Raw genomic sequence first — 12354 nt, 5'->3', positions numbered from 1 at the left:
TACGGAGGCATCATTCACGGACATGGATGTGCGCTCGGTTCAATATGGATGTGATGCTCGGTTCAAAGGGGAACCGGCGCGCCTCCACTCGTCGCCGTCGGCGTGGCCGTGGTGCGCAAGCCCCTCTCCCGTAAGGACGTTCCCCATGAGCCAGCCCGTCGTCACCCGCTTCTCCGTGTACCCGGTGGCGGGCCAGGACTCCATGCTGCTCAACCTCTCCGGCGCCCATGCGCCGTACTTCACCCGCAACGTCCTGGTCGTGGAGGACTCCGAGGGCCGGACGGGGCTCGGCGAGGTGCCCGGCGGGGAGGCGATCACCCGGACGCTACGGGACGCGGAGCCCCTGGTCGTCGGCGCGCGATTGGGTGACCACAAGCGGGTGCTGCGGGCCATGGGGGAGGCGTTCGGCGGCCGGGACGCCGGTGGCCGCGGTGAGCAGACCTTCGACCTGCGGACGACCGTGCACGCCGTCACCGCCGTCGAGTCCGCCCTTCTCGACCTGCTCGGCCAGCACCTGGAGGTACCGGTCGCAGCCCTGCTCGGCGACGGCAAGCAGCGCGACTCGGTACGCGTCCTCGGCTACCTCTTCCACGTCGGCGACCCCGACCGCACCGACCTGGACTACCTCCGCGAACCCGACGCCGACGTGGCCTGGTACCGCATCCGCCGGGAGGAGGCGCTCACCCCGGAGTCGATCGTCCGGCAGGCGGAGGCGGCCTACGACCACTACGGCTTCCGGGACTTCAAGCTCAAGGGCGGGGTCCTGGCGGGCACCGAGGAGGTCAAGGCCGTACAGGCACTGAAGGAACGCTTCCCCGAGGCCCGGATCACCCTCGACCCCAACGGCGCCTGGTCCCTGCGGGAGGCCGTCGAGCTGTGCCGGCCGCTGCTCGGCACCCTCGCCTACGCCGAGGACCCCTGCGGGGCCGAGGGCGGCTACTCCGGACGCGAGATCCTCGCCGAGTTCCGCCGGGCCACCGGCCTGCCCACCGCGACCAACATGATCGCCACCGACTGGCGGCAGCTCACCCACGCCCTGGCCCTGCAGTCGGTCTCCATCCCGCTCGCGGATCCGCACTTCTGGACCCTGAGCGGATCGGTGCGGGTGGCGCAGCTCTGCCACGAGATGGGGCTGACCTGGGGTTGCCACTCCAACAACCACTTCGACATCTCCCTGGCCATGATGGCCCACTGCGGGGCCGCGGCCCCCGGCGACTACAACGCCCTGGACACGCACTGGATCTGGCAGGAGGGCCGGGAGCGCCTCACCGTCGCACCCCCGAGGATCGTCGACGGCGAGGTCGCCGTCACCGACGCCCCGGGCCTCGGCATCCGCCTCGACCCGGACCGGCTGCTCGCGGCCCACGCCCTCCACGAGGAGCGGAACCTCGGCGCGGGCCGTGACGACGCGACCGGGATGCGTTACCTCGTGGACGGCTGGACCTTCGACGCCAGGCGTCCCTGCCTGGTGCGCTAGGCCTACGCGGGCCGCCGGCCCAGCGGGCTCGGGCACGGCTCGGGCGACTCCCGCTTCTCGGCCGGCGGCGGCGTCCTCAGTTGCGCAGCATCATCACGAGCAGCACCACCAGGGCGATCAGCAGCGCGCCGCCCACCGACGCCAGGGTGATCTTCACCGCGCTGTACGGCCGCTCGCCGATGACCTCGCCGGTACGGGCGTTGACCATCACCGGCCACGCCTTGCCCGCGTGGAGGTAGGTCAGGAACCAGACGGGCAGCAGCACCAGTTTGTAGGTGAGGCCGCTGTAGGAGGTGGACATCGAGTGCACCCGCTGCTCGTCGCCGCCGATGTCCCGCTTGCAGTCGGCGCGGATCACCGGCGCCATCCGCGCCTTCGCCGACTCCAGGCCGGCCTCCGGCTCGACGTCGTACCGGACGGTGCGGAAGCCCGCCAGGTACTCCTCCTGGTAGGGAACCGTCTCCTCCAGCGGCCAGGGGGCCAGCTTGTCCAGTTCCTTCTCCGGCACCTGCCCGCTGCCGGGCACCAGCACGTCGTCGAAGAACCGGCCGACCATTCCGGACCTGTGGTACCAGCGGGTGTGCCGTACCCGCCGGGTGTTGCCCTCGGAGTCCTTCTCCTCCACCCAGTAGTACTCGCCGCGTTCGCCGGAGTACTGGGTCGTGGTCTGCGCGTCGTACGTCCAGTGCGGCAGATAGCTGCCCCGGAAGGTCTCCGCCTCGGTGACCTTCTTCAGCTCGTTCGGCGCGAACCAGCGGGAGCTGGTCCACTTCGCCAGCGCGTCGCGGGCCTGCTCGCGGCCCACCCCGAAGGGCAGGACGGCCTCGGGCACCACGCGCTCGGTGGCGGAGGCGTCCGCGACCAGCGGGGTGGCGCAGAACTGGCACTTGTCGCTGAGCGAATCGCTCTCGGTCACCGCATGGCAGCCGGGGCAGGTGTACACCTTCACCCGGTCCGGCGCGGACGCCCGGCGGGGCAGCACGGCCAGTTCCTCGATCGGGTGCTCGGTCACCTGCCGCGGTATCGGCGTGATGTCCTGTTCGTGCTTGCAGTACGGGCAGCGCAGTGCGTACGTCCCGGGCGCGTACTCGCTGACCCCGCCGCACGCCTCGCACTGGAACGCCCGGTCGGGTGCCGGCGCGACATCCTGATCCGTCAACTCACTTCTCCTTGTGCCCTGTTGCCGGGAGGTTCCGGATGGCGGATCTCAGCCCTGCGGGGGCAGCGGCGGCGGGACGTCGGCGAGCAGCGACGCCAGCTCCGGGACCTGGTCCGCGGGCTGCCAGGTGGCCTGCCCGCTGCGCCAGACCAGCGTCGTACGGTTCAGGTTTCCGGTCGCCACCTGCCCGGCCAGCGCGCTCTCGTCGTACGGGCCCTGCTGCTGTCCGCCGACCGCGATGAACCAGCGCGGTGCGCTCGGCAGCGGCGGCGGGACGTCGGCGGCGGCGGGTGCGGGCTGCGCCGGGGCCTGTGTCACCGGGACCGGGGGAGCCGCCGCACCGGACGTGCTCTGCACGATCCGCTGGCCCAGTGCCATGCCGACGCCCAGCCCGACGGCGTCGCCGCCGGTGCCGGGGTTGGCGGCGGCGATCGGCATCGCGTCGGCCGCCTGGAGCTTGGCGTAGTCGTCCAGATTGCCGGTGATCGTCATCCGGGAGCGGGTGTCGATCGCCGCCTCGACCTCCGGCGGGACGCTGATGTTCTCGATGTAGAACCGGGGGATGGCGATGCCGGTGGAGGCCAGCTCCAGGGTCAGTACCTTGGCCAGCTGCTGCCCGATGCCGTCCTGCCGGGCGGCGAGGTCCAGCAGCGGTACGCCGGACGAGCCCAGCGCGGAGCCCAGCTTGGAGACGATCAGCTGCCGCAGGTGCTCGCCGACCTCCTCGGTGCGGAACTGCGGATCGGTGCCGACCAGTTCGCGCAGCAGTGCGGCGGCGTCCACCACCTTGGCGGCGAAGGTGCCGAAGGCGCGCACCCGGACCATGCCGAACTCGGCGTCCCGCAGTATCACCGGGTTCTGGGTGCCCCACTTGAAGTCGGTGAACTGCCGGGTGGTGACGAAGTAGACCTCGGCCTTGAACGGCGACTCGAAGCCGTGCTTCCAGCCCTTCAGCGTGGACAGGACCGGCATGTTCTGGGTCGAGAGGGTGTACGTGCCGGGCTGGTAGACGTCGGCCAGCCGGCCCTCGTTGACGAAGACGGCCACCTGTGACTCGCGCACCACGAGCCGGGCGCCCATCTTGATCTCGTTGCCGTAGCGCGGAAAGCGCCACACGATGGTGTCCCGGCCGTCGTCGGTCCACTCGATGATGTCGATGAACTCACCGCGGATGCGGTCCATCAGCCCCACAGCAATCCCCCACTCCCCGCGCTCCGGAGACCGCCGCTCCCCGGTCGGCCCCTGGGACGGCGGCGGCGCGGCGATCAAGCGATCAGCCGACAGTATGCCCAATGGAGCCGACGCCGCTACGGGCGGGTGCGTACCCCCGGCGTGCCCGCCCCTGCCGCCCGTCGGGCGTCCGTTTCCAGCCCCCCCTGCGCGCCCCCGCCCTTCACCGGCCGACCGCGCCGCCCGCCCGGACTCCTCACGCGTGGACGCGAAGACACCCCCGGCGGGTGTCCTCGGCGGCGGCTCGCCGTCAGGCGCCCTGCAGGGCCGATGCCGTCTCGTCGGCGGTGTCTCCCGCCGCCCTGGGCGTCGACTGCGGCCGGGGACCGCGCAGCAGGACCACCGCGACCAGGGCTGCCAGCACGGTGAGGCTCCCCGCCGTGATCAGGCACAGCCGCATCCCGTCCAGGAAGGAGTCGCCCAGCGCGCCCAGCGCCTGCCCGGTCTGTGCTCCCAGGTCCAGCTCGGCGACCGCGCCGAGACCGTCCGTCTGCGCGGCCGAGACGACACGGTCCTGCGCCGCGCCGGTGACCCCCGCGTCGGTGAGGTGACCCGGCAGCGCGTGGAGTGCCCGGGTGGTGAGCAGCGCACCCAGGACGGCCGGCCCCAGGGCACCGCCGACCTGCCGGAACGCGTTGTTGCCGGCGGCGGCCATGCCGGCCTGGTGGTACGGCACGGAGGCCACCGCGGTCGCCGTCATGGGGGTCATGACGAAGCCCATGCCCAGGCCCAGCAGGGCGAGCCGCCAGGCGGCCGAGGCGAAGGAGGTGTCGGCCGCCAGTCCCGTCAGCGTGAACTGGGCGGCGGCGACGAGCAGCAGACCGCCGGTGATCATCCAGCGTGCGGAGACGCGGTGCATCAGCCGCCCGGCCGGACCGCCGACCAGCAGGGCCGCCCCGGTGACCATCAGCAGCCGCCAGCAGGCCTGCAGGGTGTCCAGCCGCTGCACCATGCCGAAGTAGAGGCTGAGGACGAAGAAGAACCCGATCAGCGCCAGGAAGCTGATCATCGCGACGAGCGTGGTGGCGGTGAAGGCGGGGCTGCGGAACAGGCTCAGGTCCAGCATCGGGCTGTCGCTGCGCCGTTCCACCAGGACGAAGGCGACACCGGCGGCCACGGCGGTGAACAGCGCCACCATCACCTTGGCGTCGGTGAACGAGCCCGCGCCGCCCTCGATCACGCCGTAGACCAGCGCGGTGATCGCGAGCGTGGCGGTGAGCTGGCCGGGCCAGTCCAGCCGGCGGCCGTGCGGAGCCCGGGAGTCGGTCAGCTGCCGGGCCGCGACGGCGACGGCGAGCAGCGCGACCGGGACGGCCGGCAGGTAGATCCAGCGCCAGGAGAAGTGCGCGACGACCACACCGGCGATCACCGGACCGATCGCCAGGGCCGCCATCAGGCAGGTCGCCCATATGCCGATGTACTTCCCGCGCTCCCGGTGGTCCGGCACCACGTGGCTGATCAGCGCCAGCGTGGTCGGCAGCAGCGCGGCCGCGCCGACACCGGCCAGCGCCTGCCCGGCCCAGACGACCTCGATGGAGTGCGCGCACCAGGCCGTGACCGCGCCCGCCGCCGAGAAGAGCAGGCCGGCCTGGAAGACCTTCTTGCGTCCGTGGACGTCCCCGAAGACGCCCGCGGTCAGGATGAACGCGGCCATCGGCAGCACGAACGCGTCCTGCACCCACGACAGTTGGGCCGTCGAGGCGTTCAGCGCCCCCTGCAGGGCCGGCAGGCTCACGGCGACGGTGGTGACAGGAAGATAGGCGACGAAGACGCCCAGGCAGGCCATGACGATCGTGGCCGCCCGCCGCTCGACCGGCGCGCTCGCCGGCGTCGTGACGTTCACGGAGATACTCCTTCGCGGCGCACCGCACCGCGGTCGAAGACCACCGGCGGGTCCGGTGGCCTGTGTCGTACGGACGTCCGAGGGGAAACCCGCCGCCACAGCATCCGGTCCCGCACGCGCAACCACCAACCAACCGTCCCTCCGGCAGCAGAATCCTCCAGAACGTGGTAGCGCCGTGACACACTTCCACCATGCTCGACGACGTGGACAGGAAAGTCCTCCGTGCCCTGCAGTGTGCGCCCCGGTTGCCCTTCCGCCGGATCGGCGAGGTGGCGGGCGTCTCCGAGCAGACCGCCGCCCGCCGCTACCAGGCGTTGCGCCGCAGCGGGGCGCTCCGGGTGGTGGGCCTGGTCAACCGGCGGGTGTACGGCGCCGCGGAGTGGGTCGCCCGCATCCGCTGCCGCCCCGACCGCGTGGCCCCGCTCGCCGAGGCCCTCGCCCGCCGCCCCGACATCTCCTGGGCCCATCTGGCCTCGGGCGGCTCGGAGATCATCTGCGTCATCCACGCGCCGTTCGACATGCCTCGCGAGGACGTGCTGCTCCGGCAACTGCCGAGGTCCGCCTCGGTCCTGGACGTCAGCATCGACCTGATCATCCACAACTACGACGCTCCAGGCACCGCCGGCTGGACCGGCTACGGCGACAACCTCGACCCCGAGCAGGTCCTGCGGCTGACCTCGGAGCGGCCGCCGCTCACCCCCGGCCCTCCGCTCCCGCCGGCCGACGAGGACGCCCCGCTGCTGGACGCCCTGGCCCAGGACGGCCGTACCACCCACACCCGGCTGGCCGAACTCACCGGCTGGTCCCTGTCCCGGGTGGCCCGGCGGCTGGAGTCGCTGGAGAGCTCCGGCACCCTCGAGTACGAGGTGGAGTTGCTCCCGGAGCGACTGGGCCACTGGCTGCACGCCGTCCTGTGGCTGCGGGTGGCCCCCGCCCGACTCGAGCGGGTCGGTGCGGAGACCGCCCGGCACGACGAGGTCCCCTTCGTCGGGGCCATCAGCGGGGAGCACAACCTGATGGTCACCGTCATCGCCCGCGATCCCGAGGACTTCTACCGCTTTCTGACCACCCGGATCGCCGCGACCCCGGGCATCGACGGCTATGGCGTCAGCATCAGCGTCCACCACCTGAAGAAGGCGGCCTCCCTCATCTCCCGGGGCCGGCTGGTGCCCGCGTCCTCCGTCTAGACGGAGTCCCGGAGCACGACCGACACGGGAAGCCGCCGGACCCCGTGCATCAGCAGGCCCGGTGCCCACTCCAGGTCGGCCTCGGCCACGGCCAGGGCGAGACTCTCCACGCGCTGGACGAACACGGTGATCGCGACCTGTGCCTCCATCCGCGCCAGCGGAGCGCCCAGGCAGTGGTGGACGCCGTGTCCGAAGGCGAGATGGCCGCCGGCCGGACGCCCGAGGCGGAAGGAGTCCGGCTCCTCGAACCGGGCCGGGTCCCGGTTCGCCGCCGCCAGGGAGACCAGCAGCATGTCCCCTCGCCGCACCGGCACCTCACCGACCCGCATGTCCTCGGTGGCGAACCGTTCGGTGGCGGTCACCACCGGCCCGTCCAGGCGGAGGAACTCCTCGGTCGCGGCGGGGATCAGACCGGGATCGGCGCGCAGGGTCCGCAGGAGGTCCGGCTGCCGGGCCAGGCCGAGCAGTACGGTGCCGATCAGGTTCGCGGTGGTCTCGTACCCGGCGATCAGGAGCAGGAAGGCCATGCCGATCAGCTCCGGGTCGGAGAGCCGGTCCTCGTCGGTGTCCACGGCCAGCGCGCTGAGCAGGTCAGGTCCGGGCTCGGCCCGCTTGCCCGCGATCAGCTCCGCCAGATACCCGCTCAGCCACAGGTAGGCCTCCTCCCGGTCCGAACCGGCGACCGGGGCCACGACCTGCTCGGAGGCCCAGCCGAAGCGGTCCCGGTCCACGAGCGGCACGCCGAGCAGTTCGCAGATCACCGAGATGGGCACGCGGGCGGCGAAGCCGCCGACCAGCTCCGGGGTCTTCTGGGCCAGTACGGTGTCCGCCGCCCGGGAGGCGATCTCCCGGGTCCGTGGCCGCAGGGCCTCGACGCGCTGCGGCGTGAAGGCGCGTGCCACCACCTTGCGCAGCCGGGTGTGCTCGGGCGGGTCCACGGTCAGCATGTAGTCGATCCCGACCTCGTCCCGTACCCCGCTCATCAGCCAGCCGGACTCCAGGCCCGCGCGCTCGCTCCGCTTGGACACCCGCGGATCGGTGAGCACCTCGCGCGCCGCGTCGTACCCGGTGACCAGCAACTGCGGCGGAGCGCCGTCCGGTTCGCAGCGGTGTGCGGACGCGGAGTCCGTCAGGGTCCGCAGTACCGCATGCGGGTCCGCCTGGAACGCGGGCCCCTCCAGGGCGGCTCGCAGCGGGCCGCCCGGGGTGTGTGTGGTCATCGACTTCTCCCGCCGAACAAGTTGCTTTCGTCGGCAAGCATCATGGTCAAGCGGGAGTGTGTCAAGGAGAGTTGGATGTGTAGTGAGGCTAGAAACTGGCCCGCGTTCCGCCGTCGACCGTCACCATGGCGCCCGTGACGTACGACGCCGCGGGCGACAGCAGGAACGCGGCGGTACGGCCGAACTCCTCCGGGGTGCCGAGTCGGCGCAGCGGGATGCCCGCGGCGGTGCTCTCCGCGTCGCCGGTGATCGACTGGAGTTCGAGGGTGCGGTCGGTCCCGATGTGGGCCGGCACCAGGCCGACCACGCGGACGCCCCGGGGGCCGAGTTCCCCCGCGAGGGTCTTCGCGTAGCCGGCCAGCGCCGGACGCAGTGCGTTGGAGACGACGAGGCCGGGGATCGGCTCGTACACCGAGGTGGACAGGACGAAGCCGATCACCCCGCCCTCGCCGAGCTGCGCGGCGACGGCTCGGGAGAGCCGCACCGCGCCCAGGAAGCCCGACTCGAAGGCCGTACGCCACTGCTCGTCGTCGATGGCGTCCGTGGTGCCCGTCGGCGGGCCGCCGACGCTGATGAGCACGCCGTCCAGCCCCTTGAACGCCCCGTGTGCCGAGGTGATCAGCCGGTCCGGGGTCCCGGGGTCGGCGTTGTCGGCGACGACGCCGACGGCCTGCCCGGGGCCGCCGAGCTCCGCCTCCGCCGCGGCCAGCGAGTGCGTGCTGCGCCCGCTGACCACCACCTTCGCTCCGCCTGCGGTCAGTTCACGGGCGGCGGCCAGGCCGAGGCCGCGGGTGCCGCCCGTGACGATGTAGACGCGGTCCTTGAGTCCGAGATCCATCACTGCTCCCGTTACAGCATCGCCTTCTGGGGCTGGGTGGCCACCACGAGCACGGTGGTGGTGTCCGCGGTCAGGGCCGCCTTGAACTCGCGCTGCAGGTCCTCGGTCGTGTCGACGTCGACCGCGTGGCAGCCGAAGCCGCGGGCCACGCCGGCGATGTCGAGCCCGGGCAGGTCGAGGCCGGGCACGCCCGGCGTCTCCTCCAGCACCGCGAACGACTTGAGGATCGAGTACTCCTGGTTGCGCATCACGACGTAGACGATGGGCAGCCCGTGCTGCGCCGCCGTCCAGACGGACTGCACGGAGTACTGGAAGGAGCCGTCGCCGATCAGTCCGACGACCGGCCGGGCCACGCCCCGCTGCCGGTCGGCCAGGGCCACGCCGACGGCCGCCGGCGCGCCCCACCCGATGCCGCCGCTGGCGGTGGCGAAGAAGGATCCGGTGCGGGTGGTGGGCAGCCACTCGATCTGCTGGGCCATCGTGGAGGTCGACTCGTTGACGATGACCGCGTCGGCCGGCTTGACGCTGCTCAGGGCCGCATAGACCTCCGGCGGGGTCAGCGGGCTGTTCGGTGCCTCCGGGAGCACCCGGGGACGCTCCATCGGCTGCGGAGCGGTCCGGGCGGTGCCCTCCTCGACCGCGGCCAGGAGTTGCTCGATCGCCGCCTTGGGGTCGCCCAGCAGGCTGTCGCCCACGCGTGCGGACGCGGCGACGTCGGGGTTGCCGGTGATCTGGAGGAGCTCGGTGCCGTCCGGCAGGTAGGGCCCCGGGACGTAGGGGTAGTACCGGAACACCTCGGCGCCGATCACGACGACCAGGTCGTGTCCCTCCAGCCGGTCGCTGATGGTCTTCACCGACATGCCGAGGGGGCCGCGGAAGAGCGGGTGGTCCTCGGGGAAGGAGGCGCGGTCCAGCAACGGGGAGCCGTAGACGGCCGCGCGCAGTCTCTCCGCGAGCGCGACGGCCACGTCCCAGCCGCCGGCCTTGTCGACCTCCGGCCCGAAGACCAGTGCGGGACGGCTGCTGGCGGAGATGCGGTCGGCGAAGGTCCGCAGCCGGTCCGGGTCGGGCATCACCCGGTCGCTGAAGGTCCGCGTGCGGGTGAAGCCGGACAGCGGCCGCTTCCAGTCGTCCATGGGGATCGACAGGTAGACGGGACCGGCGGGCGGTTGCAGTGCCATCGCGTAGGCCCGCAGGAACGCCTCGGGCACGTCCTCGGCGCGGGCGGGTTCGTACGACCATTTCACCCACGGCTTGGGCAGCGTGGTGGCCTCGCGGTTGCCCAGGTACGGCTCGCCGATCAGCAGTTCCCGGTGCTGCTGCCCGGAGGTGACGATCAGTGGGGTGTTGCCGTGGTAGGCGGCCACCAGATTGCCCACGGCGTTGCCCAGCCCGGCCGAGGAGTGCACGTTGACCAGCGCGGGCCGGCCGGTCACCTGGGCGAAGGTGTCGGCCATGGCGATGACGGAGGCCTCCTGCAGGGCCAGTACATAGGTGAAGTCCTCGGGGAACTCCTGCAGGAACGTCTGCTCGGTCGACCCCGGATTACCGAAGACGGTGGTGAGCCCGAGGGAGCGCAGCAGGTCGTAGGTCACGGTTCGGACGGTGGCTTGTTCGGTCATGGCAACCTGCCGGTTCTCGTGGCGGGCCCGATATCGGGATGATCACCCCCATACTGACTGGAGGGTGGCCGCCACGCCTTCCGTCCGATGACTGAAGTGTCTGCTGAGACGACGGTTCCGGGCCGCTCCCGGCCGGGTGCGGGCTCATACCGCAGTTCGGGCGTCAGTCGGATGACCGAAGCCGGAACACCTTGGTCCGTCGGAGTGTGGGGTCAGCCGTTCGGTGCTACGAACACCTTCATCACCTCGGCCGATCGGAGGGTGTCGATGGCTCGCAGCGCCTCACCGACCGGGACGATCTCTGTGGTGAGGTCGTCGACGCGGACGTCGCCGCGGGCGAGCAGGCCGACGGCGTCGTCGAACTCCGAGCCGTACACGAACGACCCGCGGATGGTGATCTCCTTGAGCAGCACCACATCGGGATCGAAGCCGCCGCCGGGACCCGCGCCCACGTTGACCAGCACCCCGCCGGGGGTCAGCAGCCGCAGGGCCTCGGTACGGGCCGCCGCGTTGCCCGAGCACTCGAACACGACGTCCACCGAGGACTCGGCGAGCCCGGCACCGGACTCGGCCGGGCTCAGCGACAGGTCGGCGCCCGAGGCCGGGCCGAAGCGGCGACGCTCCGGGGCCGGCTCCACCAGGACGATCCGGTCCGCGCCCCGGTGGGCGGCGATACGGCAGGCCAGCTGCCCGATCGGGCCGCCGCCGAACACCGCGACCGTGGCCCCCTTGAGATCTCCGGCCAGCACCGCCGCCCGCAGGGCCGTGGCCGTCGGCTCGACCCAGGCGGCCTCCAAGCGGCCCATGGAGGCGGGGAGCGCCCGCAGGGTGCCCGGGAAGACGGCCATCTGCCGGGCGAGGGCGCCGTCCGACTGGAGCCCGAGCGCGGTCTCCATGGTCGCCCGGCGGCAGAAGTTGGGCCGCCCCGAGAGGCAGTACGGGCACCGGCCGCACACGTTGCCGTTCGGGTTGACGGCGACCCGCTGCCCCACCTCCCAGCCCTCGACCGCGTCTCCGACGCGGCTGATCCGGCCCGACGGCTCGTGCCCCATGACGAAACCGCCGCGGTAGACCTGCGGCATCTGCGGCGCATGCAGGTCGGTGCCACAGATGCCGCACAGGTCGACCTCCACGACCACCTGATCGGGACGGAGTTCGGGCTCGGGCCTCGACTCCAGCACGATCTTCCGGTCCACACCCAGGACCACTGCTTCCATCACGGCCGATCACAGCCCTTCCGCCGTTGCCGTGAGCGATTCCGCCCCGTTCGAGGAGGAGCCGAAATGCCCGTCTACACCTGCACCGCAGCACAGGGAACTCTGACAAGTGAGTCGAAGGCCGCGCTGGCGGCCGAGATCACCCGGATCCACGTGGCGGTCAACCATGTGCCACCGGCCTACGTGAACGTGATCTTCTCCGAGCCGCCGCCGGACAGTGTCTTCGCCGGCGGGGTGCCGGGGGCCCCGCTGATCGTCAGCGGCTGGGTCCGGCGCGGACATCCGCAGGAGGACGCGACCCGGCTGGCGCTGGAGCTGTCCTCGGCGGCCGCCCGCGTCACCGGGGTGCCGGAGAGCCACGTCATGGTGGTGCTGGAGGACGGCCCCGCCCGGTCCGCCGTCGAAGGCGGCCAGGTGCTGCCCGAGCCGGGCGCGGAGCGGGAGTGGCTGGCCCGCCGGGGCGAGGCCTGACGGCGGACAGCCGTACACCGTGACCCGGCCGGGGGGGGGGGGGGGGGCCCGCGCCCCCCCCCCCCCCCCGCCCCCGCCCCCCCCCCCGCC

At 72.3% G+C, this 12354-nt stretch carries 10 protein-coding genes; 3 read left to right on the top strand and 7 right to left on the bottom strand.

From position 1 onward, the window contains the following. Positions 1-145 precede the first annotated feature (145 nt). Entirely contained in the window at positions 146-1477 is a 1332-nt protein-coding gene (locus ABZ642_RS43490) for an enolase C-terminal domain-like protein (RefSeq protein ID WP_360496324.1), read from the top strand. A 76-nt stretch (positions 1478-1553) separates the two neighbouring features. On the opposite strand, the gene ABZ642_RS43485 is transcribed toward ABZ642_RS43490, so the two are convergent. From ABZ642_RS43485 to ABZ642_RS43475, 3 genes are all read right to left on the bottom strand, one after another. Then, on the bottom strand, positions 1554-2636 hold the full coding sequence (locus ABZ642_RS43485; protein WP_360496321.1) for a hypothetical protein: 1083 nt from the start codon (positions 2634-2636) through the stop codon (positions 1554-1556). Positions 2637-2684: 48 nt separating this feature from the next. Then, positions 2685-3818, bottom strand: coding sequence for an SPFH domain-containing protein (locus ABZ642_RS43480; protein ID WP_360496318.1), 1134 nt, complete (start codon positions 3816-3818; stop codon positions 2685-2687). Positions 3819-4116: 298 nt separating this feature from the next. Then, a complete protein-coding gene (locus ABZ642_RS43475; RefSeq protein WP_360496315.1) occupies positions 4117-5709 on the bottom strand; it encodes an MFS transporter in 1593 nt (530 codons plus the stop codon). A gap of 191 nt (positions 5710-5900) precedes the next feature. Here ABZ642_RS43475 and ABZ642_RS43470 point away from each other — a divergent pair, with 191 nt between their 5' ends. Then, a complete protein-coding gene (locus ABZ642_RS43470; protein ID WP_360496312.1) occupies positions 5901-6896 on the top strand; it encodes an Lrp/AsnC family transcriptional regulator in 996 nt (331 codons plus the stop codon). On the opposite strand, the gene ABZ642_RS43465 is transcribed toward ABZ642_RS43470, so the two are convergent. From ABZ642_RS43465 to ABZ642_RS43450, 4 genes are all read right to left on the bottom strand, one after another. Continuing rightward, entirely contained in the window at positions 6893-8116 is a 1224-nt protein-coding gene (locus ABZ642_RS43465) for a cytochrome P450 (protein ID WP_360496309.1), read from the bottom strand. The two genes, ABZ642_RS43470 and ABZ642_RS43465, sit on opposite strands and share 4 nt — an antisense overlap. 88 nt (positions 8117-8204) lie before the next feature. Beyond that, complete coding sequence (locus ABZ642_RS43460; RefSeq protein ID WP_360496306.1) at positions 8205-8954, bottom strand: SDR family oxidoreductase; 750 nt, start codon at positions 8952-8954, stop codon at positions 8205-8207. Between the two features lie 11 nt (positions 8955-8965). Beyond that, positions 8966-10549 (bottom strand): benzoylformate decarboxylase, encoded by a 1584-nt coding sequence (gene mdlC, locus ABZ642_RS43455; RefSeq protein WP_360496303.1) that lies wholly within the window; start codon positions 10547-10549, stop codon positions 8966-8968. A gap of 239 nt (positions 10550-10788) precedes the next feature. After that, on the bottom strand, positions 10789-11793 hold the full coding sequence (locus ABZ642_RS43450; RefSeq protein ID WP_360496300.1) for an alcohol dehydrogenase catalytic domain-containing protein: 1005 nt from the start codon (positions 11791-11793) through the stop codon (positions 10789-10791). Positions 11794-11859: 66 nt separating this feature from the next. Here ABZ642_RS43450 and ABZ642_RS43445 point away from each other — a divergent pair, with 66 nt between their 5' ends. Next, a complete protein-coding gene (locus tag ABZ642_RS43445; RefSeq protein WP_360496297.1) occupies positions 11860-12264 on the top strand; it encodes a tautomerase family protein in 405 nt (134 codons plus the stop codon). The last annotated feature ends 90 nt before the right edge of the window (positions 12265-12354 follow it).

It is taken from the genome of Streptomyces sp. NPDC007157 (assembly GCF_040634235.1).
In the GTDB taxonomy this organism is placed as follows: Bacteria; Actinomycetota; Actinomycetes; order Streptomycetales; family Streptomycetaceae; genus Streptomyces.
This window is presented reverse-complemented; position numbering and strand designations above follow the sequence as displayed.